The sequence below is a fragment of the Kitasatospora sp. NPDC056800 genome (assembly GCF_042789775.1).
Lineage (GTDB): Bacteria > Actinomycetota > Actinomycetes > Streptomycetales > Streptomycetaceae > Kitasatospora.
This window is the reverse complement of sequence record NZ_JBHUAL010000020.1, coordinates 43,025-65,036: the sequence shown is the minus strand read 5'-3', so window position 1 is coordinate 65,036 and position 22,012 is coordinate 43,025. Positions and strand designations below refer to the sequence as shown.

Sequence of the window (22,012 nt, the reverse complement as noted above, 5' to 3'; positions counted from 1 at the left end):
CACCACCACCGCTGCGAAAGACTTCGAGCGAACGGTCGGCAGGCGGAGAATCCGGGCTCTGAACCGTTTCTCCAGAGGACGGGTCATGTGCGGGGGGAATCACCCCGTGCATTTCCGTGGCATGCGTGCATGCATCCCGGACCGCCCGCGCCGGACGTTCACCGCACGTAATTCCTACCAACAGAAGGAGGGTTACCGATGTCGACATCGCTGAACCCGGCGGACATCACCGTCGTTCGTCCGATCGCCGCCAACATCGCCCTGCACGACCCGGACCGGGGCGCCAACGACGACGACGACTACAACGACATGGGTACGTGGGACTCGCACCCGTGGGGCGAGCACGACGACCGCGACTGATCCAGGTCCGGCCGGTCCGACCGTAGTTCGAAAATCCGTGAGGTGACTCGCCCGATGACGACTCTTGCGGATCAGGGAAAGGCTGCGCCCGGCGCGCAGCCTTTTTCTGATCTCTCCGATCTGATCCACCCCGTGCCCGTCGAGGAATTCCTGCGGGACTACTGGGAGAAGAAACCGCTGTTCATCCGGCGGGACGATCCGACGCACTACACGCAGCTGCCGACCCTCGACGAGGTGGACAGCATCCTGTCCACGTCCAGGGCGACCCTCGAGGGCATCCGGCTGGTGATCGACGGCAAGGAGACGCCGGTCTCCACGCTGGGCGTGAGCTTCGGCTGGAACGGGATCGCGAACTCCCTGGAGGCGCTCTACGAGCGGTACCGCAACGGTTCGACGATCGTGCTCAACGCCCTCGAAGGCCGCTGGGAGCCGCTGGCGCGGCTGACCGCGCGGCTGGGCGTCGAGACGAACTGCCGGTTCCAGGCGAACCTCTACCTCACGCCCGCCGGCAACCAGGGGTTCACACCCCACTACGACACCCACGACGTCTTCATCGCCCAGGTGCACGGAACCAAGAGCTGGAAGCTGCACGGGGCCCCTTACCCGCTGCCGCTGCGCACCCAGCCCTTCGACCGCTCCGGGACCCTGCCCGACGGGCCGGTGGAGGAACTCGAGCTGCGCCCGGGCGACCTCCTCTACCTGCCGCGCGGCACCATCCACTCGGCCACCTCCAACGAGACCGCTTCGGCCCACGTGACGATCGGCGTCCACCCGGTCATCTGGTCCGAGATGATGGCCGATGCGGTCCGCCAGGTCTTCGAGGACGACGTCCGCTTCCGCGAGGGGCTCCCGCTCGCCTTCGCCGCGGGCGACGAGCTGCCACAGCAGGCGGAGAAGCGTTTCGCCGAACTGGTGGACGTGCTGCACGAGCGGCTGTCCGCCAAGGCCATGGTCGACAACTCGCTCAAGCGCGCCGCCTCCCTCAGCCTCCCGCAGCTGCGCCACCACCTCCTGGACCTGGAGCAGGCGGCCGAGGTCGACGCCGGTACCCGGGTGTCCCGCCGTCCGGGGACGCAGTGGAACCTGACGGTGGCCGAGGGCCAGGTGTGCCTGGACTTCAACAACAAGACCGTCCAGTTCCCCGCGTACGTGGCGGACGAGGTCCGGTACGTCGCCGAGCACGCCGGCGGCGGTCTGACCGCGGACGACGTCCGCGGGAACCTCGACCTGCCCGGCCGCCTGGTCCTGGTCCGGACCCTGCTGAGGGAAGGCTTCCTCACGCTGGCCTGAGCGCTGGCCTGAGCGCAGGCCCGAACGCAGGCCCGAACGCGGGTCTGAAAGTCGGCCTGAGCGACGGGCCGAGCGCAGGCCCCGACCGCCACCCCCTGGGGGCGGCGGAACGTCCGACGTCCGTCCCGTCCGGCTCCGGCCCCGGACGGGACACGTCACCACAGCCCGGGCTCGCCGGAAGAGCCCTGTGACGGCACCGAGGAGATCACCCCCGTTGGACGCGAACGAGACCCCCGAGGCGCCCGTCCCCGACGTGTCGCTGCGGCGGGTGGCCCGACTCTTCCGGCCCTACCGCGGCCGGATGCTGCTGGTCTGCACCCTGATCCTGGGCTCCTCCCTGGTGGCCCTCGCGCCGCCCTTCCTCCTGCGGCAGATCCTCGACACGGCGCTGCCGCAGGGCAGGACGGGCCTGCTCACCGCCCTGGCGGCCGCGATGCTCGGCCTGGTCCTGCTCTCCACCGCGGTCGGGGTCCTGCAGTCGTACCTGTCACTGACGGTCAGCCAGTCCGTGATGGACGACCTCCGCAACGCCGTCTACACCCACCTCCAGCGGATGTCGCTGGCCTTCTTCACGCGCACCCGCAACGGCGAGGTGCAGTCCCGGATCGCCAACGACATCGGCGGCATGGGGTCGAGTGTCACCAACATCGTCACCGGCGTCGTCGGCAATGTGACCACCCTGGTGGCCAGCCTGGTCGCCATGCTGCTGCTGGACTGGCGGCTGACGGTGGTGTCCCTGCTGATCCTCCCGCTGTGCGTCTGGATCAGCCGCAAGGTCGGGCAGGAGCGCCGGGCGCTCGTCCTCGAACGGCAGCAGCAACTGGCCACGATGGCAACCCTCGTGGAGGAGTCGCTGTCGGTCAACGGCTTCCTCCTCGGCCGGGTGATGGGGCGCACCGCGACGCTGAACAACGAGTTCGCCGGACAGTCCCGGACGCTCGCGGACCTGACCGTCAGGTCAGCCCTGTCGGGGCGGTGGCGGCAGTCCGTCGTGCAGGTGATCATGGCGATCATGCCGATCGCCATCTACTGGAGCGCCGGCCTCACCGGCGACCAGGGGCGGCCCGCGCTGTCCGTCGGCACCCTGGTGGCCTTCACGACCCTCCAGCAGGGCCTGTTCGGACCGACCGTCTCACTCCTGCAGGTCGGCATCAACCTGCAGAGCTCCTTCGCCCTGTTCGAGCGGGTCTTCGAGTACCTCGACCTGCCGGTCGAGGTCGCCGAACCGCCGCGACCCGTCACGGCGGCGTCCGTCCGCGGCCACATCCGCTTCCAGGGCGTCGACTTCTCCTACGGCGACGAGCGGATCCTCCACGGCATCGACGTCGACCTGCCGCCCGGCGGCCGGCTCGCCGTGGTCGGCGCGACCGGCGCGGGGAAGACCACGCTCGGCTACCTCGTGCCCCGGCTCTACGACGTCACCGCCGGCAGCGTCACGATCGACGGGGTCGACGTCCGGGACTTCGGCTTCTCCGACCTCGCCGACCAGGTCTGTGTCGTCTCCCAGGACACCCACCTCTTCCACACGACCATCACCGACAACCTGCGCTTCGCCAAGGTCGGAGCCTCGGACGAGGAGATCGTGGCGGCCGCCAAGGCCGCCCAGATCCACGACCTCATCGTCAGCCTGCCCGAGGGCTACGACACCATCGTCGGAGAGCGCGGCTACCGCTTCTCCGGCGGCGAGAAGCAGCGGCTGGCCATCGCCCGGGCGATGCTGCGGAACCCGCCGGTCCTCATCCTCGACGAGGCCACGAGCGCCCTGGACACCCATACCGAACGCGCGGTCCAGGACGCCCTCGACACCTTGTCCGCGGGCCGGACGACCATCACCATCGCCCACCGCCTGTCGACCATCCGGGCCGCCGACGAGATCGTCGTCCTGGACCGCGGACGGATCGTCGAACGCGGCACCCACACCGAACTGTTGGCCCGGGACGGGCGGTACGCCCACCTGCTCCGGGTGGGCGACACGCTCGCCGCCGCCGGCGGTTAGCGCCCTTCTGGGGCCTCCGGCCGGACGGCGAGGGTGTGGGCCTCGTGGAGGGTGGCGGTCGCTTCGGCGTGGGCGCCGTGGACGAGTTGGGCCATGGCGAGGTCGGTGAGTGCCCGGACGAGGCGGTGGGTGTCGTCGGTGGGGCCGGTCGCGTGGAGGCGGCGTTCGATCCGGACGCTCCGCCGTAGCCGGGGGAGCGTGAGGTGGGCGTAGTAGGTGGGGTGGTCTCCGCGGACCGCCCGGCGCAGGTCGAGCCGCCGGGTGAGGGTGCCGAGGGCGGCGAGCAGGGCGCGGTCCTCCGGCAGGGGTAGGGGGTCGTCGGGGTGCTCGGACGGGTCGTCCTCGTCGGGCAGGTGGTCGGTGGGCTCGGGCCTGCCGATGACGGCTTCGACGGCCCGCGCGAGGGTGGCCAGTCCGTCCTCGAAGGACTCGCGCAGGCTGAAGGACCAGTGGTGGAGGCTCAGGCCCAGCACCGGTTGGAGGGGTCGGCCCGGGTCGACGCCGAGCGCGAGCGGGTCCGGGGCGTCGGCCGCGGCCTGTTCGTCCCGTACGCCGGAGCGGGCGAACAGGGCGCTCCGCAGGCCCTCGTTGAAGCCGAAGTCGCCGGCGTCGCCGCGGGCGGGCAGGAGTTCGCAGGAGCGGGCGGCGTCCGCGAGCAGCCGGTGGGACTGTTCGGCGCGGCCCAGATCGGCGAACCACAGGGCGGCGCCGGCCGTCCGCAGGGCCGGTACGGGGCTGCGGGCCGGATCCGTGCGGCCCTCGCGCAGCCGGGCGAGGGCCTCGTGTTCGACGGCCACGGCCTCCTCGGTGCGGTCCGCGAGGCGGAGCAGCACGGTGAGGTCGAGCAGCCGCCACGCCAGGTCGCTCCCGCCGGGCTCGGTCACCGCCCGGGAGCGGTCGGCCACCGTGCGGGCGGCGTCCACGGCCTCGTCGAACCGTCCTGCCTCGGCGAGGCCGTGGGCGAGGTCGGCGTGCAGGACGGCGGCCTGGCCGAGGCCTTCCACCGGCTGGTCCGCTTCGGCGCGCCGGGCCAGGTCGGCCGCCTCCCGCCGGGCGGCGAGGGCGGGGCCGTCGGCGTGCGCCAGGGAGAGTTGCAGGGCGAGGGAGGCCAGCGCGCGGGCGGCGGCGGCCAGGTGCTCGGTGCAACCGTCGGCGACCAGGGCGCGGTAGATGCCGGCGGACTCCTCCAGGAGCGGGACGGCGTCCTCGGGCCGGGGCTCGGGCCGGCCGTAGGCCCGGCCCCGCAGTGCCTCGGCCAGCGCGGGCAGGCCCGAGGCGGGGTCGGTGCGGGCCTGGACCCGGAGCCGGGCGACCATCTCGTCGGTGACGGGTTCCCGCCCCGACCGGCGTGCTCGCGGTGCGGGGTGGTCGGACGGGGCTCCGTGCGCGGGTGTCACGCGTTTCCTTCCGGGGCGGGGGAGAGGGGTCTCCCGTCCGAACGTCCTTCCGGCGGGGAGGAGTTCCGGAGACCGCGTGCCCCTACTCGGCGAGCGCGCCGTCGAGGTACTCCCGCACCGGCGGGAACAGCGGGAACGGCACGTACTCGGCCAGCTCGGCGCGGGACGCCCACACCACCCGGTCCAGCTCGTCGAAGTCCACCACGGTGGCGGTGCCGCCGACCACCTCGCAGGCCGTGTACGCCATCCGCCGCCCGTTCTGCGGATGCTCCCGCTCGCCGAGCAGCCGGGCGGCGGCGACGCGCAGGCCGGTCTCCTCGGCGGTCTCGCGCACGGCCGCCGCCCCGGCGGACTCGCCCGGCTCGACCTCCCCGGCCGGGAACTGCCAGGACAGTTCGCCCTCGGCGACCCGCCGCCGCACCATCAGCACCCGGCCGTCCTCGACGACGATCGCGACGGAGACGGCGGGGGGTGCGTGCTCGGGGTTCTGCTCGGTCATCGCTCTGCTCCTCGGGTCAGGACGGCGTCGGTGTCGACGCCATCCTGACCCGGGGCCGCGGGCGCGGCCGACAGCAGGCAGCGGGCCGCGTGTCGTGTCGGCTGTGCGCAGTGTCGGCTACCGGTGCGCCGGTCCGTAGAGCGCCGACGGCGCACCGGTGGCCAGTGCCCAGTAGCGGTCCCCGTACGACCAGTGCCACCACTCGGTGGGGTAGTTGACGAGCCCGGCGCCGGTCAGGACGATGCCGAGCAGTCGCCGGTTGGCGCGGGCCTGGGCACCGATGTTGTCGGCGTGGGTGTAGCAGGCCCCGGCGCTCTCCTCCGGGTTGGCGTTGACCCTGGTGCCGAGGTCGAGTTCACGGCCGTCGCTGTCGACCAGGGTGAGGTCGACGGCGGCCCCGGCACTGTGCGGTGCGATCTCCGGCGGGGAGACGTAGCGGCTGGCCGACGACCTGATCCGGTCGTCCGGCCAGTCGGGGTTCGCGGCCCGCAACTCGGCGGCGTACTCGTCGAAGTAGCGGCTCTGGAGGGCCGGCGGCCGGTAGCCCTCGACGAACAGCAGCCGCAGGCCGTCCGGCAGGGCCTCCTGCGCGTCGAGCAGCCGGTCGAGCACGCCGGCCCGCAGCTGCGCGAAGGCCCCGGTGCCGTCCTGCTTGCGCCCGTCGACGGGCAGCCCGCCGCCGCTCCGTACGTCCGACAGCCGTACGTCCGACAGCCGCTCGCCGCAGTCTTGGACGGGGACCGCGGCGACCTTCGGGTCGGACATGAGGATGATCTCGCTCAACACGCCTCCTGGGTCTTGGGTCCGGGGTCAGCTCTTCTCGTCGTCGGCCCAGGTGATGTCCATCTGGTCGATGAAGTAGCGGCCGTCGAAGCAGAGGAAGACCTTGGACGAGGTGTCCCGGTCCGCGATCCAGGTCTTGTTCCACTGCACGACGGTGCCGGCGCCGTCGCGCTTGGGGAAGTAGAGGCCCTCGCGGCGTTGGGGCCGGTTGTAGAAGCCGTGCCCGTTGGGCAGCCGGTACGGCGTCCGGACGAGGGAGCCGCTGTAGTCGTCGAAGAGCGCGGCCGGGAAGTTGGTGCGCGCGACGAGCTTCGGCGGGACGTAGTGGACGTCGACCTCGTCGGAGTTCACGTAGCGGGCGGGTTCCCCCGGCAGCCGGTGGAAGGCCCTGCGCACGGCGCCCGCCGTGTCGTAGCTGTCGGTGAAGGTCACGAGACTTCCCTCCCGCCCCTCCTGGTACCAGTCGCCCTGGGAGTACTGGTCGAAGTCGAAGGCCCCGATGCGGGTGCCCGGGGTGAGGAGCTCGCCGGGGACCTCCCGGAAGCTGGTCTCGTCGTAGATCTGCTCGATGGTCCGCACGCGCTTCTCGAAGCGGCGGGCCGGCACCCGGACCCGTCCCGTCCCCACCGGCAGGTCGGTGGCCTTCGGCGCCGGGGCGGGGGCGGGCTCCGGTGCCGGGAGGGGCGCGGGCGCCCAGGCGGTGCAGTTCAGGTCCTGGGCCCCGGCGCCCTTCTCCAGGATCAGGGGCCCGCCCGGCCGTTCGGCCGCCGGTTCGGCCAGGCCGAGGAGGCAGTTGGAGGAGTCGTGGAGGGCCATCAGCCGGCCGATGTCGCGCTGGACGAAGGCCCGCCAGGCCTGCCGCCAGTACGAGGAGTCGCTGCCGGTGTCGGAGAACTTGGGCCGCAGGGTGACCTTGGCGCCCCGGCTCGATTCCTCGGCGGTCAGGTAGAGGCCGGTGGCCACGTGGCGGATCCGGTGGTTGAGCACCCGGAACCGCTCGGCCACCCACTGCTCGCCGTCGCCACCGGTCTCGGGCCCGAGTACCACGGGGGTGCCCTCGGGGCTTCCCGGCGCGGCTCCGGCCACCAGGCCGGGAATGCGGTGGAGGCGTAGGACGAACGTTTCGGTGGGCCAGTCGACCAGCATCGTGGACACCTTCTCAGCATGGGGATATGACAGAACGTCAAGACCATGATCGCTTGATCGGACGGATCGGCGCCAGGGCGTGCGGGGACGAAGGAACGGGCCAGTGGTCAGCAGGCCCGCAGGCGCTCCAGGAACTCCGGGACGCCGTCGACCCGGCGGTACGGCTCGAAGGCCGGTGCGAGCTCGCGGACCAGGGCGACGCAGCGGGGCGCGCCGATCCGGGTGGCCAGGTCGAGCGACTCACCGGTGACGGACACGGCCTGCTCGACCTCCTTGGCCTCCAGGTAGCCCCGGGCCTGGTACGTCAGGAAGACGCCGCGCGTCTTGTCCCTGGCGCGGGGCAGCAGCGCCATCCCCTCCGCGATCCGGGCCCGTGCCTCGTCCGGCCGGCCGAGGTCCAGGAGGCACTGGCCGGAGTCCACGGCCAGGTCGGCGGGGCCCATCCACGCGCACCACCCGGGTGCGGGGTCGGCGGCGCCTACGGCGAGGGCGGACTCGGCGTCGGACAGGTCCCGGTAGCAGGCCGCGCGGTCGCCGAGCGCCGCGTGGGCCCTGGCGCGGCGGAGGAGGAGCAGCGAGCGGGCGGTGGGGTGCGAGACGCCGGACAGGGCGTGCCCGAGCTGGCCGACGGAGACCCCCGCCTCGCCGAGCCAGGTGGCCTGGTAGGCGAAGTCGGACAGCACCCCGGCGCCGTGGTCGCGGTCGCCCGCGGCGTTCGCGGACTGCAGCGCGGCCTCCCACAGCTTTCCGGCCGCCCAGTGCCGGCCCTGGTCGAAGCGGTACCAGCCGCAGGTGGTGGCGAGCGAGGCGGCCAGCCGGTGGAGGCGTCGACCGGTCGCCTCGCCGTAGCGGCCCTCCTCGATCAGCTCCGTGACGGTGGCCAGGTGGGCGTCCATCAGGCGGACGGTGTGCTGGCGCTGCTCGGTGGGCAGGGCCGTCAGCTTCCGGCTGGTGTCCTCCAGCCAGTCCACGAGTTCGCCGTCCACATGCTTGCCGTCCAGGGCCGAGGCGAGGCGCCCGGGCTCGGTCGTGGCCCACTGGGCGGCCAGGCCGCCCAGCGAGATCGCGCTGAAGGTCATGAAGCTGCGGCGGTCCATGGCGGCTCTCTGGGCGTCGTGGAGTGCTCGGACGGTGTGGGCGGCGCCCAGGGGCAGCGGCTCGTCCCGCCCGGGCAGCCAGTACGGCCAGCCGTACGCCTCCAACTCCGACAGCGGGACGTCGAAGGCCTCGGCGATGAGGAGCTGGGAGTCGGTGTTCGGCGTCTTGCGCCAGTGCTCCCACCGGCTGACGGCCGCCTTGTCGGCGCCGGAGCGGAGCCCGTGACGCCGGGCGGCCTTGTTCAGCTCCGCGACGAGGTCGCCCTGCGACCAGTGACGCAGTTCGCGCGCGTAGGCGAGGGGGTGCCGGATCGGGTCGTCCACGGGGTCAATCCCATCATCGACAGTGACCGCGAGCCTACCGCCGGTGCGGGCGGGACAACCCCGGGACCACAGGCAATGGCTTTCCGGTGAGGGCGAGTTGGGCTGTACTCGACTCGCACCGACCGAGTTCCTCCACGAAGGGGATGATCGCGTGAAGTGGAACGCGCTCACCGACGCGCTCCGGGAGTCCGGGGCGCTGTCGGTCGACTGGGAACCGGTGTTCCGGGCGGTGCCCCGACGCCTGTTCGTTCCGGACCGGGTCCACCACGGGGGTGAGTGGCTCGACCGGGCGGAACGGCCGGGCGAGTGGGGCGAGTTGGTCGCCTCGGACGTCCCGCTCGTGACCCGGCTGGACGAGGACGGCCGCACGCCGGCCTCGTCCAGTTCGATGCCCACCGTCGTGGCCCGGATGCTCTGGCACCTCCAGGTCGCCGACGGCATGCGGGTGCTGGACATCGGCACCGGTGCGGGGTGGACGGCCGCGTTGCTGGCGCGCCGGCTCGGGGTGGAGAACGTCACGACCGTGGAGCTGGATCCCGAACTGGCCGGTGCCGCGCGGCGGCGCCTGGCGGCGAACGGCCTGCCGGTCACGGCCGTTGTCGGCGACGGCATGCTCGGCCATCCGGCGGGCGCGCCGTACGACCGGATCCATGTCACCGCGGCCGTGCAACGCGTCCCCGGGGCGCTGATCGAGCAGACGGTGCCCGGCGGCGTGATCGTCGTCCCGTACGGCACGGCGTTCTGCAACGGGGGGTTGCTGAGGCTCACCGTCGCCGACGACGGCCGGTCCGCGAGCGGGCCGTTCGTCGAGGATGTGGCGTTCATGTGGGTGCGGGACCAGCGCCCCGGGAGCGGCGAGTTCGAGATCGAGGACATCCGGCACAGCCCGTCCGCCCTCGACCCCGCCGCCGTGGCCGAGTGCACCGACGCCGCCTTCGCGATCGGGCTGCGGCTGCCGGGCCTGTTCCGGCGGGAGGTGTGGGCGGGCTACGACCGTTTCGGTACGGGGCGGTTCGAGGTGTGGGACGGCGTCTCGTACGCCCACTGCCGCGTCGCCGACCGGGACGGGAAGCACGCCGTCTCGCAGTCCGGCCCCCGCGACCTGTGGGACGAGGTGACCGCCGCCCATGCCTGGTGGCAGCGCCAGGGCGAGCCGGGCCTCGACCGGTTCGGCCTGACCGTCACCGTCGCGGGCGAGCACCGGGTGTGGCTGGACGAGCCGGATCGCGTGGTCGGGTGAGGGGAGACGGCCCCACTGGTCTTCTGGCCGCGCCGCCGCCCCGGCGGCGCGGCCAGGATCATTGTCTGTGGGACGGACCGTGCGGCAAAGGAGAGACCGTGTTGGGACTGCTGGGCTTCTACGACGAGTTGGACGAACGCTCCGGCTCACCGAACGGGTCGATACTCGACGCCGTCCGGCCGGTGGGGGAGCCGGATGAGGCGGACCTGGTGGCCTACCTGGACGCGGGCCATGTCCTCATCGACGTCATGGAGGGCGGCCGCGACGTCATCACCGGCAGCGTGCACCGGCATTCCTCGGGATGCTCCTCCCCGATGACCGACGGTGTGTGGTTGTGGCGTCTGGACTTCCCGCACTACCTGGAGACGCACCACGTGGCGCTCCCCGGGGCCTTCGTGGAGCACGTCCGTAGCCTGGACTACCGGATGCCCGCCGTCTCCGTCGCTCGGTTCGCTCCGCATTACGACGAGACGATGCCCCTGATCGGTTGGGCTTCGGCCGTTCCCTGGCGGTCGGCCGTGACCGTGCTCGTACCCGAGCCGCGAGTGGTGATGAGCAAGGTCCGGTTCGACGCGGAGATGTCGGCCGGGGGCCGGGAACGGCCGTACGGCAGGCGGCGCAAGGCGAGGAAGGCGTAGGCGTCACCAGGGGAAGAGCCCCTGTGTGCCCGGGGCTTGTGTGCTTGGTGGGGGCGCTGGGGGGCGTGCGCTCGCGCCGCACGAAAGGGTGATGTGGGTGGGGGTTTGACGAGGTGTTACGGCGTTGCGGTGAAGATTGTGGTGTCGGGTGCTCGGAGAAGCGCCCGGTGCGTGGGCACAAGTAACCCCGGCGGTGCTCCAACACCCCGGGGTTTGGCACCAGGAGAAAGCAACTCCAGATGCAGATTCATCGTATCCCTCAGCATGCTCCCGGGTACACGATCCTGGACAACGGGCATGTCGTCCGCAAGCACTCGCTGTCGTGGGCCGCGCGGGGGCTCCTCAGCTACCTGCTCAGTCTGCCGGACGGGGCGCGCGAAGACGTCCGCACGCTGGCCGCCAAGAGCGTGGAGGGTCGGACGAGCGTGGCGCGGGCGCTCAGGGAGTTGGAGGCGGCCGGGCACTACGTCCGGCGCACCCAGCGGGACCCGCTGACCGGGCAGGTGCGGACGGTCGTCTCGGTGCACGAGGTGCCGGTGACGACGGGCAAGGCGGTGCACGCGGTGCCGCCGCTTCCCGTGCCCCCGGCCGCCGGTTGTCCAGCTCCAGGTAAGCCAGGCGTCGGGAAGGCGGGAAGCCCTTCCAAGGAACGGGAAACCAAGGGCGTGGAAGAACCTTCCGTCCGTCCCCCGGAGAAGTTGACGGCGGGCATGGCGCTGCTGCTCGAACTCGGGTGCCGGGAGCCGAAGATGGCCCTGGCGGGGAAGCCGCTTGGTGATCAGGCCGCGAGGGTGGAGCGGCTGCTGGCACAGGGCTGGTCCCGGAGCGCCTTGCTGGGCATCCTGGCGGCGCCGCTGCCGGAGAAGGTCACCCACAGCGTGGGGGCGGTCCTGGCGGGGCGGTTGGCGAGGGTGCCCGCTGTCCCCGAAGCGGCGGGAGGTACAGGGCCCCGCCGGCACGAGTGCCCCGGCCGGGGCGGGATGTGCGGGCGGCCCGTGGCCGGGCCCGGGCAGGTGTGCGGGGCGTGCCGGGCGTGCCGGGCTTAGCGCTCCGGCGGGCGGAAGGTGACCGGGGCGTCGAAGGCGGCGCGGCGGGTGGTGCGGCGCAGGGCGCGCAGGACGGGGGTGCCGAGGGTGAGGCAGAGCACCACGGTGAGTGCGGCACGCGGCAGGTCCCAGCCCAGCGACGTGGTCAGGCAGTAGGCGGCGAAGCGGACCAGGTTGGCGGGCAGCGGGTCGCCGGGGACGAAGGAGATGGAGCCGGCCAGGCCGCCGATGTACGGCCAGCCCTGGAGGTTCATGATCGTGCCGTACAGCAGGGACGCGATGGCGCCATAGGACGCCAGCACCACGAGTTCGCGGCGGCCGCGCAGCGAGGAGGCCCCCGGGAGCAGGCCCGCACCCAGGCAGACCCAGCCCATCGCCAGCATCTGGAACGGCAGCCACGGCCCGACCCCGCCGGTGAGCAGCGCGGAGGCGAACATCGACAGCGAGCCGAGGACGAAGCCGAAGCCCGGGCCGAGCACCCGCCCGGACAGCACCATCAGGAAGAACATCGGCTCCAGCCCCGCCGTGCCCGCGCCGAGGGGGCGGAGGGCGGCGCCGGCGGCGGCCAGGACGCCCAGCAGGGCCACGGACTTGGCGTCCAGGCCGGGGGCGCCGCCGCCCGCCGAGCGGCCCTCGGAGATCTGGGCGATGACGACGGCGAGGAGGAGGGGGAGCAGCAGGGCGAACAGCCACGGCGCGTCGGTGGAGTGGCCGACCAGCGCCGACTTGGTGGAGGCGAGCAGCGGCCAGCCGAAGGCGGCGACGCCGACGAAGGAGACGGACAGCAGCGCCGCGACGGACCGGCGTCCCAGCGGGACGGGACGAGTGCTCATGCGTCCAGCGCCTCCGCGACCTGCCGGACGGTGAGCCACGGCCCGGGGGCGAGCACCTTGGCGACCTGCGGGGCGAAGGCGGGGGAGGAGACCACGACCTCCGCCGTCGGGCCGTCCGCGACGATCTCGCCCTCGGCGAGGATCACCGTGCGGTGGGCGAGTTCGGCGGCCAGTTCGACGTCGTGGGTGGCGAGGAGCACGGCGTGGCCTTCGGCGGCCAGGCCGCGCAGGATCTCCACCAGCCGGGCCTTGGCGGCGTAGTCGAGGCCGCGGGTCGGCTCGTCGAGGAGCAGCAGCGGGGGCCGGGCGGTGAGCACGACGGCGAGGGCGAGGGTGAGCCGCTGGCCCTCGGAGAGGTCGCGAGGGTGGGTGTCGTCGTCGATTCCGGGCAGCAGGCGCTCGACCAGGGCGCGGCAGGTGCCGGCGGCGGCTCCGGCGTCGGTGTCGGCCGCGGCGCACTCGGCGGCGACCGATTCGCCGTACAGCAGGTCGCGCGGGTCCTGCGGGACGAGGCCGACCTCGCGGATCAGTTCGGCGGGGCGGGTGCGGTGCGGGGTGCGGCCGCCGACCCTGACGCTGCCGGAGGAGGGGGCGTGCAGGCCGACCAGGCTGCCCAGCAGGGTGGACTTGCCGGCGCCGTTGCGGCCCATCAGGGCGGTGATCTCGCCGGGATGGAGGGAGAGGTCCACGCCGCGCAGGGCCGGGACGGGGCCGCGCCGGACGGCGAGGCGGTCGGTGACGGCGAGGGGGGCGGCAGTGGCGCGGAGGTCGGCGGGAGCGGGCGTCCGGCCGTCCAGCCGGGCGCGCAGCGGCGCGGCCTTGCGGCGCGCGTCGCGGACCGAGAGCGGCAGCGGCCGCCAGCCCGCGAGCCGGCCGAGGCCGACCACCGGCGGGTGCACCGGGGAGTGCGCCATCACCTCGGCGGGCTCGCCGAGGACGGGCGGGGCGTCGGGGGTGAGCAGCAGCACCTGGTCGGCGTACTGGACGACCCGCTCCAGCCGGTGCTCGGCCATCAGTACGGTGGTGCCGAGGTCGTGCACCAGCCGCTGGAGGACGGACAGCACCTCCTCGGCCGCGCCCGGGTCGAGCGCCGAGGTGGGCTCGTCCAGGACCAGCACGCGCGGGTGCACGGTGAGCACCGAGCCGATCGCGACGCGCTGCTGCTGGCCGCCGGAGAGGGAGTTCAGCGCGCGGTCGCGCAGGTCGGCGAGGCCGAGCAGGTCGAGGGTCTCCTCGACCCGGCGGCGCATCACGTCGCCCGGCAGGCCCAGGGACTCCATGCCGTAGGCGAGTTCGTCCTCCACGGTGTCGGTGACGAAGTGCGCCAGCGGGTCCTGCCCCACCGTGCCGACGAGGTCGGCGAGTTCGCGCGGACGGTGCTCGCGGGTGTCCCGGCCGCCGACGGTGACCCGGCCGTGCAGCACCCCGCCGGTGAAGTGCGGCACCAGGCCGCTGACCGTCCCCAGCAGGGTGGACTTGCCGGAGCCGGACGGGCCCACCAGCAGGCAGAGTTCGCCCTCGGGGACGGTCAGGTCGACGCCGTTCAGGGCGGGTGTGGCCGAGTCCGCGTACCGGACGGAGACCTGCTCGAAGGTGATCACGATGCCCTCCGGGGCGGGGTCGGGGCGGCGAACGCCGGTACCAGGCCGAGCAGCACGGTCAGCACGGCGGCCAGTGGCAGCGCGGGGACGGTCGGCGGGACGACGGTGGGGGCGAAGGCGGCCGGGTCCCGCGCGGCCAGGTAGGTGGTGAGGGCCGCCACGGCCACCCCGGAACCGGCCGTCAGCCACTCGGGGACGGCCCAAGGGTCGGGCCGGTAGCGGCTTCTGACAGACCGTCGGCCGCCGAGCAGCAGGCCGGCGAAGGCGGCGGCCAGGCCGAGCAGCAGGACGGGCAGCGCCCAGCCCGCGCCGCCGGCCGTCAGCAGCCCGTACGCGGCCAGGCAGATCCCGAGCAGTCCGGCCAGGGTGAGCGCGGCCGTCGCCCGGGCGAGCCGGCGCGGGACGTCGGCGGTGCGGCCGAACCCCCGGGTGTCCATGGCGGCGGCCAGTGCGATGGACCGCTCCAACGCGCCCTCCAGCACCGGGAGTCCGACGCTCAGCACGGCCGCGACGCCCTTGTCGGAGCGGCCCCGCAGACGCCGCGCGGCACGCAGCCGGCGGACGTCCGCGATCAGGTTCGGCGCGAAGGTCATCGCCACCACGACGGCGACGCCCGCCTCGTAGAGCGCGCCGGGCAGGGCGCGCAGCAGCCGGGCCGGGCTGGCCAGCGAGTTGGCGGCGCCGACGCAGATCAGCAGGGTGGCCAGCCGCAGCCCGTCGTACAGCGCCGCGAGCAGCCCCTCGACGGTGACCCGGCCGCCCATCCGCACGCCCTGCGCCCAGACGGGCAGCGGGAGTTCGGGCAGCGTGAACAGCACATGGGTGCCCGGGATCGGTGAACCGAGGAACACCGCGAAGACCAGCCGGATGCCGAGCACCAGCAGGCCCAGCCGCAGGAACGCCCCGTACGAGCGCGACCACGGCGCATCGCCGCGCCGGGCCGCGACCACGTACCCGGCGACGGCGACGAGCAGCAGCAGGATCGCCGGGTTGGTGGTGCGGGTGGCCGCCGCGCCCAGCCCCAGCGCCCACAACCACCAGGCCCCGGGGTGCAGTTGACGGGGGCCGGTGGGCGGCCGGGTGGTACGGACGGCGGTGCTGCTCACGGTGATTCCTGGGTGGGGGACGTTAGGGGTGACGGCGGCGGCGCGCCTGCCAGACGGCGCCGCCGGCGAGGACGGCCACCAGCGCGCCACCGGCGATCAGGCCGACGTCCGGGCCGCTGCCGGTGCTCTGGTCGGCGGATCCGGCGGCCGGCTGGGCGGCGCCGGCCGCGCCGACCTGGTCGCCGCAGCCCGCCTTCGGGTACCCGGCGATGGCACACAGCAGCCCGTTGGTGTCGTAGCGCAGCGGCGGGGCGACGGTGGCCAGCACCTCGGCCGAGGTGGCGCGGGGCGCGACGGCGGCGCAGGCCGTGCGCTGCTCGGGCACCGAGGCGGCGGACGAACCGACGGCGGACGAACCGGAGGTGGACGAGCCGGAAGCGGACGAGCCGGCGGCGGAGCCGGCGTCCTCGGCGGTGCCGAAGTCCAGCACGACGGCCACCCGCTTGCGGCCCTCCTGCGCGGGCGTGTCCGCGCAGATGTCGGCGAAGCTCCCGGCCGTCCGGGGCTTCGCGGCGTCCTGCCCGCCGTCCGGGCTCAGCGCGAACCGCCACCCGTCCACGGCCCCGTCCGGCGGCACCGCGACGGAGGGCCCCTGCTGCTGGTACGTCCAGCTGCCGCCCTCGGCGCCGCGCCAGAACGACCAGTACCGGTACCCGGCGGCCTGCGCCGGAGCGGCGGAGGCGAGCAGCAGCACCGCCCCGAGGAGGGGGAGGAGCAGCGCGGCGGGCGCGGTGCGGCGGCGGGCGCGGGCGCGGGCGCCGTCACCCGGCAGGCCGGGGCCCGGCCCGCCGGGAGCGGCGTGGGAGGCGGGACGCATCAGAGGTGGGTGTTGCGCTTGCGCTGGAGGCTGAGGAGGAGGCCGCCGCCGACGCCGATGAGCAGGCCGACGCCGATCAGCCAGTACTGGCCGATGCCGCCGTCCTTCTTCTTCGCCGGGGCGGTCGCCGTCGCCGCGGCGGAGGCGTCGGTGGCCTTGGGTGCCGGGCCGAGGGCGGTGAGCTGGCCGGTCAGGGCGGCGGTGTCGCGGTGGGCGGCCTGGGCGACCAGCAGGAGGGTGGCGGTGGCGCCGGCGTCGGTGCCGCCCTTGGTCCAGGTGGCGCCCTCCTTGCCGAGCCAGTCGACCGCGCCGGCGGCCTGCTGGGGGTGGCCGCTCTGGCTGAGGGCGAGGGCGGCCCAGGCGGTGGCGGTGTAGTCGGGGGTGGGGGCGGCGCCCGGGGTGGTGAGGGTGAGGTGGTCGCCGCCGGCCGCGAGCTGGGCGGTCAGGTAGGCGCCGACGGCCTCGCCGGACTCCGCGTGCGAAACCGGGGCCGAGGAGGACGAGGAGCCCTGGGCGGCCGGGGCGGCCGGGGCGTCGGCGCAGGCCAGGGCCTTGGGCGCGGCGTCGGCGTGCACCGTGCCGGCGACCGGCAGGTGGCCGCCGCTCGCGGCGAGCGCGGCCTGGGCGCTGGCGAGGGCGTTCGGGGTGAGGGCGCCGCCGGCCGGGTCGGTCTGGTAGGCGAAGGCGCCGCGCTGGTCGGCGGGGGCGGTGCAGCCGAGCTGGAAGAGGGCGAGCCCGTCGAAGGCGGACCTGCCGGCCTTGGCGACGCCCGCCGGGTCGGTCTTGGCGGCGAACAGCGCGTTGACGGCGAGGCCGGTGGAGTCGGCGTCGCCGGGGCCGCCCGGGTTGTACGCCCAGCTGCCGTCGGCGTTCTGGTTGGCCTTGAGCCAGCCGACGCCCTTGTCGACGGCCTCCTGGTGCCCGCCGAGGGCGACCAGGGCCTGGACGGCGACGGCGGTGGCGTTGCTGTCCTCGGTCTTGGGGTCGCAGGCCGCGCCGGCGGCCCGGTAGGAGGGCCAGCCGCCGTCCTCGCACTGCTGCCCGGTGAGCCAGCCGACGGCCGAGTCGGCCGGGGTGACCTTGGCCGCCGTCAGCGCGGTGAGCGCCAGCGACTGCCGCCAGACGCCGTCGTACGTCGGGTCGCTCTTGCCGTACAGCCCGTCGGGGACGGCGGCGGGGGTCGGCGCGGGGCTGTCGGCGAGGGCCGGTCCTGCGGCGAGGCCGGTGAGCAGCGCGGCGGACAGGGCGGCGGCGCCCAGGCGGGCGGCGGTCAGCATGGTGCGGTGTGCCTTTCGGTGAGCGGTGGTGGCCCGGGCGGGGCCGTTCCGTAGTCCTCGACGGTGCCGGGCGCGTGCGTCCGGACTGGCCGCTCGCCCCTCCCCGGGTGCTCCGACTCGTCCGGGCGGCCGATGGCGGCGCCGGTCTCACGGCTGCGGGGTCAGCGCCGGATTCGCACCGGCTTTCCCCGGGGGAGGAGCGGGATGGAGTTGTGCCGACTGTCGACTCTAGCCGCCGGAGCACGCCGCCTGCCCCGAGACAGGCAGGAACAGGTTCCAGTCGCAGCAGAGGGGAGGGCGGCTCACGGCAGGGCGAGCAGCCGGGCCGCGGTGTGCAGGTCGGCCCGGACCTCGGCGATCGAGGCGCGCCCGGAGAGCCAGGCGACCAGCGCCGAGTGCCAGGTGTGCTCGATCACCCGCACCGCCGCGCGCTGGCTCTCGGTGGGCGGTCCGGACTGGCCGATCGCGTCCAGGATGAGCTGCCCGGTGGCCGTGCTGACCTGGTCCACCTCGGCCCCCACCGAGCGGTCCGCGAAGGACAGCGCCCGGACCATCGCCTCGGCCAGCAGCGGTTCGCGCTGCAGCGCGTGGAAGGCCCGGGTGAGGGCGTCGGCGACCCGCGGCGCCGGTTCGCGGTCGGTCGGCGGGTGCCGCCGGATGTGCTCCTGGAGGCCCTGGAGCTGCTCCAGCATCACCGCCACCAGCAGGTGGACCTTGGACGGGAAGTACCGGTAGAGCGTGCCGAGGGCGACCTGGGCGCCCTCCGCGACCTCCCGCATCTGCACCGCCTCGTACCCGCCCCGCACCGCCAGCGCGGTGGCGGCCCGCAGGATGCGCCGGCGCCGTTCGGCCTGGCGCGCGGTCAGCGGCGGCTCGCCCGGGGGCGAGAGCTGCGGAGAGGTGGAAGGAGGGGGTGGCGGCAAGGGTGCTCCCGGGCGGGCGAGAGTGGCGGCGTGCTCCACATGGTCGGCAGGATCCGGCGTGGCGGGAATCACCAGCCCTGGCTCCTGAGGGAAAGCTACGGGCCGGTATCTTCGAGGTCTCTCATTGTTCACGTGGTCGACGACGAGTTCCCCAGCCACTGAAACCTGATCTACTTTAGCGACCGGAAGCACGACCGGCAGCACCGTAAGCAGCTAGAGAAGAGGGCCCAGGATGACCGCGCAGCCGCTGCGGATTGCCCTGCTGTCGTACCGAGGGGACCCCTTCTGCGGCGGTCAGGGCGTGTACGTACGGCACCTCTCCCGGGAGCTGGCCAGGCTCGGCCACCACGTGGACGTGATCGGCGCCCAGCCCTTCCCGGTGCTCGACGAGGTCGACGGCCCCGGCTCGGTGCGCCTGGTCGAGCTGCCCAGCCTGGACCTCTACCGCGCCGACGACCCGTTCCGCACCCCGGCCCGCGACGAGTTCCGCGGCCCGGTGGACGTGCTGGAGTTCGCCACCATGCGCACCGGCGGCTTCCCCGAGCCGCTCACCTTCTCGCTGCGCGCCCGCCGCTACCTGGCCGCCCACAAGGGCCGCTACGACGTGGTGCACGACAACCAGACCCTCGGCTACGGCCTGCTCGGCCTGGCCCGGCACGGCTTCCCGCTGGTCACCACGATCCACCACCCGATCACCGTGGACCGGCAGCTGGAGCTGGACGCCGCCACCACCCGCGGCAAGCGGCTCTCGCTGCGCCGCTGGTACGCCTTCACCCGGATGCAGCGGAGGGTCGCCGCGCGGCTGGACCACGTGATCACCGTCTCCGGCACCTCGCAGCGCGAGATCGCCGAGCACCTGGGCGTCGCGCCCGGCGCGATCTCGGTGGTGCCGATCGGCGCCGACACCCGGCTCTGGTCGCCCTCGGCGGAGATCGAGCGCGTCCCCGGCCGGATCGTCACCACCTCCAGCGCGGACGTCCCGCTGAAGGGCCTGGTCTTCCTGGTCGAGGCGCTCGCCAAGGTCCGCACCGAGCGGGACGCCCACCTGGTGGTGGTCGGCAAGCCGCAGAAGGAGGACGGGCCGGTGGCCGAGGCGGTGCGCCGCTTCGGGCTGGCCGGGCACATCGAGTTCCGCAGCGGGCTGACCGACCAGGAGCTGGTCGACCTCTACCGCTCGGCCGAGGTGGCCTGCGTCCCCTCGCTCTACGAGGGCTTCTCGCTGCCCGCCGCCGAGGCGATGGCCACCGGCACCCCGCTGGTCGCGACCACCGGCGGGGCGATCCCCGAGGTGGCCGGGCCGGACGGGGAGTCCTGCCTGGCGGTGCCGCCGGGGGAGGCGGACGCGCTGGCCGCCGCGCTCGGCCGGCTGCTGGACGACCCGGAGCTGCGGGCCGGGCTCGGCGCGGCCGGGCGGGAGCGGGTGCTGGCCCGGTTCACCTGGGAGCGGGCCGCCGAGCTGACCGCCGAGGCCTACCGCGCGGCGCTCGCCACCGGCGTCGGCGCCCGGGCCCGCTCGGGGCCGGGCTGGCGGTACGTGGCCTAGCCGCCCGCCCGCGGCAGGTCGGTGACGGCCGGTCGGCGGAGGCGGAGCGGTGGCGGCAGGGCGAGCCTGCCCGACGAAGCGTGACGTGCCGGGAGTGGCGTGACGAAGCGTCAAGAACGCTTGGTAGCAATAGGAATGGGAGTCCTGCAGTGCTGACCGTCGATTTCTCGCGCTTCCCGCTCGCCCCCGGCGACCGGGTGCTCGACCTGGGCTGCGGCGGGGGCCGGCACGCGTTCGAGTGCTACCGCCGTGGCGCCAACGTGATCGCCCTCGACCAGAACACCGAGGAGATCGCCGAGGTCAGGAAGTGGTTCGCGGCGATGGAGCAGGCCGGTGAGGCCCCCGAGGGCGCGTCGGCGGTCGCGATGGAGGGCAACGCGCTGGCGCTGCCGTTCGAGGACGAGTACTTCGACAAGATCATCATCTCCGAGGTGATGGAGCACATCCCGGACGACAAGGGCGTCCTCAACGAGATGTTCCGGGTCCTCAAGCCGGGCGGCCTGCTCGCCGTCACCGTGCCCCGCTGGCTCCCGGAGAAGATCTGCTGGGCGCTGTCCGACGAGTACCACGCCAACGAGGGCGGCCACATCCGGATCTACCGGGGCGACGAGCTGCTCGAGAAGCTCAAGGACGCCGGCCTGGAGCCGTACGGCACCCACCACGCGCACGCGCTGCACTCCCCGTACTGGTGGATCAAGTGCGCGGTCGGCGTCGACAACGACAAGGCGCTGCCGGTCAAGGCCTACCACCAGCTGCTGGTCTGGGACATCGTCGGCACCCCGGTGATCAGCAGCCTCACCAGGGCCGCCGAGCGGGCCCTCAACCCGGTGATCGGCAAGAGCTTCGTCGCGTACGCCTCCAAGCCCAACCGCGCGCCGGGCGGGACGGCGTGACGGCCGCCGTCCCCGAGGTGCTGCTGCTCGACGGGGTGCTCGACGCCGAGCAGGCCGCCGACACCGTGCGCAGCATCCTGGCCGAGCAGCGCCCCGACGGCGCCATACCCTGGTTCGCCGGCCACCACCTCGACCCCTGGGACCACACCGAGGCGGCGATGGCCCTCGACACGGCCGGCGAGCACGCCGCCGCCGAGGCCGCCTACCGCTGGCTCGCCGCCGCCCAGAACCCGGACGGCTCCTGGTACGCCGCGTACACCGACGGCGCGGTCACCGACCGGGCCAAGGAGAGCAACTTCTGCGCGTACATCGCGGTCGGGGTCTGGCACCACCACCTCAGCACCGGCGACGACGCGTTCCTGGAGTGGATCTGGCCGGTCGTCCGGCGCGCCCTGGACTTCATCGTCGGGCTGCGGCTGCCCGGCGGCCCGATCGCCTGGCGGGTCGACGGGGACGGCACCGCCACCGACGAGGCGCTGCTCACCGGCTCGTCCAGCATCCTGCACGCGCTGCGCTGCGGCCTGGCCGTCGCCGAGTACCTGGAGGAGCCGCAGCCCGACTGGGAGCTCGCGGCCGGCCGGCTGGGGCACGCCGTCTCCCACCACCCCGAGCGGTTCCTGGACAAGGGCCGCTACTCGATGGACTGGTACTACCCGGTGCTCGGCACCGGCCTGCGCGGCGAGGCGGCGGTGGCCCGGATCGAGCGGGACTGGGAGCGCTTCGTCGTCCCCGGCCTCGGCGTGCGCTGCGTCAGCGACCGCCCGTGGGTGACCGGCGGCGAGAGCGCCGAGCTGGCGCTCGCGCTCTGGGCCATCGGCCAGTCCGACCGCGCGGTGGACATCCTGCGCTGGATCCAGAAGCACCTGCGGCACGAGGACGGCTCGTACTGGACCGGGTACGTCTTCGAGGACGACGCGATCTGGCCGGAGGAGCGCACCACCTGGACGGCCGGGGCGCTGCTGCTCGCGGTCGCCGCGCTCGGCGGGGACCCGGCGACGGTCGCGGTCTTCGGCGGGGAGCAGCTGCCGGCCGGGCTGGTGGTCGCGGACTGCTGCTGAGCCCGGCGCACTGCGCGCGGAACGGCGCGCGGGGGACGGGCGCACAGGGCGCGGACACGGCGCGTACACGCGGAAGGGGCGGGACCCGGGGAACCGGGCCCCCCCCGCGCGGGGTGGGGGCGCCGGGGGCGGCCCGGGGGTGTGA

General features: G+C 74.1%; 20 protein-coding genes and 1 riboswitch. Of the genes, 9 read left to right on the top strand and 11 right to left on the bottom strand.

Annotation, left to right across the window (positions count from 1 at the left end; all coding sequences use genetic code 11):
* The first annotated feature begins 198 nt into the window (after positions 1-198).
* The 3 genes from ACFRQN_RS07220 to ACFRQN_RS07210 all read left to right on the top strand — a co-directional run bounded on the left by ACFRQN_RS07220 (position 199) and on the right by ACFRQN_RS07210 (position 3,646).
* Positions 199-360 (top strand): hypothetical protein, encoded by a 162-nt coding sequence (locus ACFRQN_RS07220; protein ID WP_181970556.1) that lies wholly within the window; start codon positions 199-201, stop codon positions 358-360.
* Positions 361-492: 132 nt separating this feature from the next.
* On the top strand, positions 493-1,650 hold the full coding sequence (locus tag ACFRQN_RS07215) for a cupin domain-containing protein (protein WP_380738865.1): 1,158 nt from the start codon (positions 493-495) through the stop codon (positions 1,648-1,650).
* Between the two features lie 214 nt (positions 1,651-1,864).
* Entirely contained in the window at positions 1,865-3,646 is a 1,782-nt protein-coding gene (locus tag ACFRQN_RS07210) for an ABC transporter ATP-binding protein (RefSeq protein WP_375874078.1), read from the top strand.
* Here ACFRQN_RS07210 and ACFRQN_RS07205 read toward each other — a convergent pair.
* The 5 genes from ACFRQN_RS07205 to ACFRQN_RS07185 form a co-directional block, all read right to left on the bottom strand.
* Entirely contained in the window at positions 3,643-5,043 is a 1,401-nt protein-coding gene (locus ACFRQN_RS07205; RefSeq protein ID WP_380738863.1) for a hypothetical protein, read from the bottom strand. The two genes, ACFRQN_RS07210 and ACFRQN_RS07205, sit on opposite strands and share 4 nt — an antisense overlap.
* A gap of 82 nt (positions 5,044-5,125) precedes the next feature.
* Positions 5,126-5,542, bottom strand: a complete 417-nt coding sequence (locus ACFRQN_RS07200) for an NUDIX hydrolase (RefSeq protein WP_380738861.1) — start codon at positions 5,540-5,542, stop codon at positions 5,126-5,128.
* A 117-nt stretch (positions 5,543-5,659) separates the two neighbouring features.
* Positions 5,660-6,325 (bottom strand): M15 family metallopeptidase, encoded by a 666-nt coding sequence (locus tag ACFRQN_RS07195; protein WP_380738858.1) that lies wholly within the window; start codon positions 6,323-6,325, stop codon positions 5,660-5,662.
* A 27-nt stretch (positions 6,326-6,352) separates the two neighbouring features.
* Positions 6,353-7,480 carry an RICIN domain-containing protein gene (locus ACFRQN_RS07190; protein ID WP_380738856.1) on the bottom strand — a complete coding sequence of 376 codons (1,128 nt, stop codon included), beginning with the start codon at positions 7,478-7,480 and terminating at the stop codon, positions 6,353-6,355.
* Positions 7,481-7,578: 98 nt separating this feature from the next.
* Positions 7,579-8,892 (bottom strand): XRE family transcriptional regulator, encoded by a 1,314-nt coding sequence (locus ACFRQN_RS07185; protein ID WP_380738854.1) that lies wholly within the window; start codon positions 8,890-8,892, stop codon positions 7,579-7,581.
* Between the two features lie 151 nt (positions 8,893-9,043).
* On the opposite strand from ACFRQN_RS07185, the gene ACFRQN_RS07180 reads away from it, so the two are divergent.
* The 3 genes from ACFRQN_RS07180 (at position 9,044) to ACFRQN_RS07170 (ending at position 11,816) form a co-directional block, all read left to right on the top strand.
* The gene (locus ACFRQN_RS07180; RefSeq protein WP_380738852.1) at positions 9,044-10,132 is read left to right on the top strand and encodes a methyltransferase domain-containing protein; all 1,089 of its coding nucleotides are present in this window, start codon (positions 9,044-9,046) and stop codon (positions 10,130-10,132) included.
* Positions 10,133-10,230: 98 nt separating this feature from the next.
* Positions 10,231-10,770, top strand: coding sequence for a hypothetical protein (locus ACFRQN_RS07175; protein ID WP_380738849.1), 540 nt, complete (start codon positions 10,231-10,233; stop codon positions 10,768-10,770).
* A gap of 239 nt (positions 10,771-11,009) precedes the next feature.
* Entirely contained in the window at positions 11,010-11,816 is an 807-nt protein-coding gene (locus tag ACFRQN_RS07170; protein ID WP_380738847.1) for a helix-turn-helix domain-containing protein, read from the top strand.
* On the opposite strand, the gene ACFRQN_RS07165 is transcribed toward ACFRQN_RS07170, so the two are convergent.
* The 6 genes from ACFRQN_RS07165 to ACFRQN_RS07140 form a co-directional block, all read right to left on the bottom strand.
* Positions 11,813-12,649 carry an ECF transporter S component gene (locus ACFRQN_RS07165; protein WP_074000827.1) on the bottom strand — a complete coding sequence of 279 codons (837 nt, stop codon included), beginning with the start codon at positions 12,647-12,649 and terminating at the stop codon, positions 11,813-11,815. The two genes, ACFRQN_RS07170 and ACFRQN_RS07165, sit on opposite strands and share 4 nt — an antisense overlap.
* Positions 12,646-14,250 (bottom strand): ABC transporter ATP-binding protein, encoded by a 1,605-nt coding sequence (locus ACFRQN_RS07160; RefSeq protein ID WP_380738845.1) that lies wholly within the window; start codon positions 14,248-14,250, stop codon positions 12,646-12,648. The genes ACFRQN_RS07165 and ACFRQN_RS07160 overlap by 4 nt, the downstream gene beginning before the upstream one ends.
* Positions 14,247-15,356: an energy-coupling factor transporter transmembrane protein EcfT gene (locus tag ACFRQN_RS07155; RefSeq protein WP_380738843.1), complete on the bottom strand. Its 1,110-nt coding sequence runs from the start codon at positions 15,354-15,356 to the stop codon at positions 14,247-14,249. The genes ACFRQN_RS07160 and ACFRQN_RS07155 overlap by 4 nt, the downstream gene beginning before the upstream one ends.
* 22 nt (positions 15,357-15,378) lie before the next feature.
* Positions 15,379-16,173 carry an SCO2322 family protein gene (locus ACFRQN_RS07150; protein ID WP_380738841.1) on the bottom strand — a complete coding sequence of 265 codons (795 nt, stop codon included), beginning with the start codon at positions 16,171-16,173 and terminating at the stop codon, positions 15,379-15,381.
* Positions 16,173-17,450, bottom strand: a complete 1,278-nt coding sequence (locus ACFRQN_RS07145; protein WP_380738839.1) for a prenyltransferase/squalene oxidase repeat-containing protein — start codon at positions 17,448-17,450, stop codon at positions 16,173-16,175. The genes ACFRQN_RS07150 and ACFRQN_RS07145 overlap by 1 nt, the downstream gene beginning before the upstream one ends.
* A gap of 105 nt (positions 17,451-17,555) precedes the next feature.
* A riboswitch (cobalamin riboswitch) is annotated at positions 17,556-17,639 on the bottom strand.
* A 113-nt stretch (positions 17,640-17,752) separates the two neighbouring features.
* A complete protein-coding gene (locus tag ACFRQN_RS07140) occupies positions 17,753-18,373 on the bottom strand; it encodes a TetR family transcriptional regulator (protein WP_049660100.1) in 621 nt (206 codons plus the stop codon).
* A 232-nt stretch (positions 18,374-18,605) separates the two neighbouring features.
* Here ACFRQN_RS07140 and ACFRQN_RS07135 point away from each other — a divergent pair, with 232 nt between their 5' ends.
* The 3 genes from ACFRQN_RS07135 (at position 18,606) to ACFRQN_RS07125 (ending at position 21,867) form a co-directional block, all read left to right on the top strand.
* On the top strand, positions 18,606-19,916 hold the full coding sequence (locus tag ACFRQN_RS07135; RefSeq protein WP_074000830.1) for a glycosyltransferase family 4 protein: 1,311 nt from the start codon (positions 18,606-18,608) through the stop codon (positions 19,914-19,916).
* Between the two features lie 149 nt (positions 19,917-20,065).
* A complete protein-coding gene (locus ACFRQN_RS07130; protein ID WP_049660417.1) occupies positions 20,066-20,809 on the top strand; it encodes a class I SAM-dependent methyltransferase in 744 nt (247 codons plus the stop codon).
* Positions 20,806-21,867 carry a prenyltransferase gene (locus ACFRQN_RS07125; protein ID WP_234348709.1) on the top strand — a complete coding sequence of 354 codons (1,062 nt, stop codon included), beginning with the start codon at positions 20,806-20,808 and terminating at the stop codon, positions 21,865-21,867. The genes ACFRQN_RS07130 and ACFRQN_RS07125 overlap by 4 nt, the downstream gene beginning before the upstream one ends.
* Positions 21,868-22,012: the final 145 nt, after the last annotated feature.

Coding starts and splice junctions, on each gene's coding strand:
- ACFRQN_RS07220 (WP_181970556.1), top strand. CDS start 199: ATGTCGACATCGCTGAACCCGGCGGACATCACCGTCGTTCGTCCGATC.
- ACFRQN_RS07200 (WP_380738861.1), bottom strand. CDS start 5,542: ATGACCGAGCAGAACCCCGAGCACGCACCCCCCGCCGTCTCCGTCGCG.
- ACFRQN_RS07170 (WP_380738847.1), top strand. CDS start 11,010: ATGCAGATTCATCGTATCCCTCAGCATGCTCCCGGGTACACGATCCTG.
- ACFRQN_RS07165 (WP_074000827.1), bottom strand. CDS start 12,649: ATGAGCACTCGTCCCGTCCCGCTGGGACGCCGGTCCGTCGCGGCGCTG.
- ACFRQN_RS07150 (WP_380738841.1), bottom strand. CDS start 16,173: ATGCGTCCCGCCTCCCACGCCGCTCCCGGCGGGCCGGGCCCCGGCCTG.
- ACFRQN_RS07145 (WP_380738839.1), bottom strand. CDS start 17,450: ATGCTGACCGCCGCCCGCCTGGGCGCCGCCGCCCTGTCCGCCGCGCTG.
- ACFRQN_RS07135 (WP_074000830.1), top strand. CDS start 18,606: ATGACCGCGCAGCCGCTGCGGATTGCCCTGCTGTCGTACCGAGGGGAC.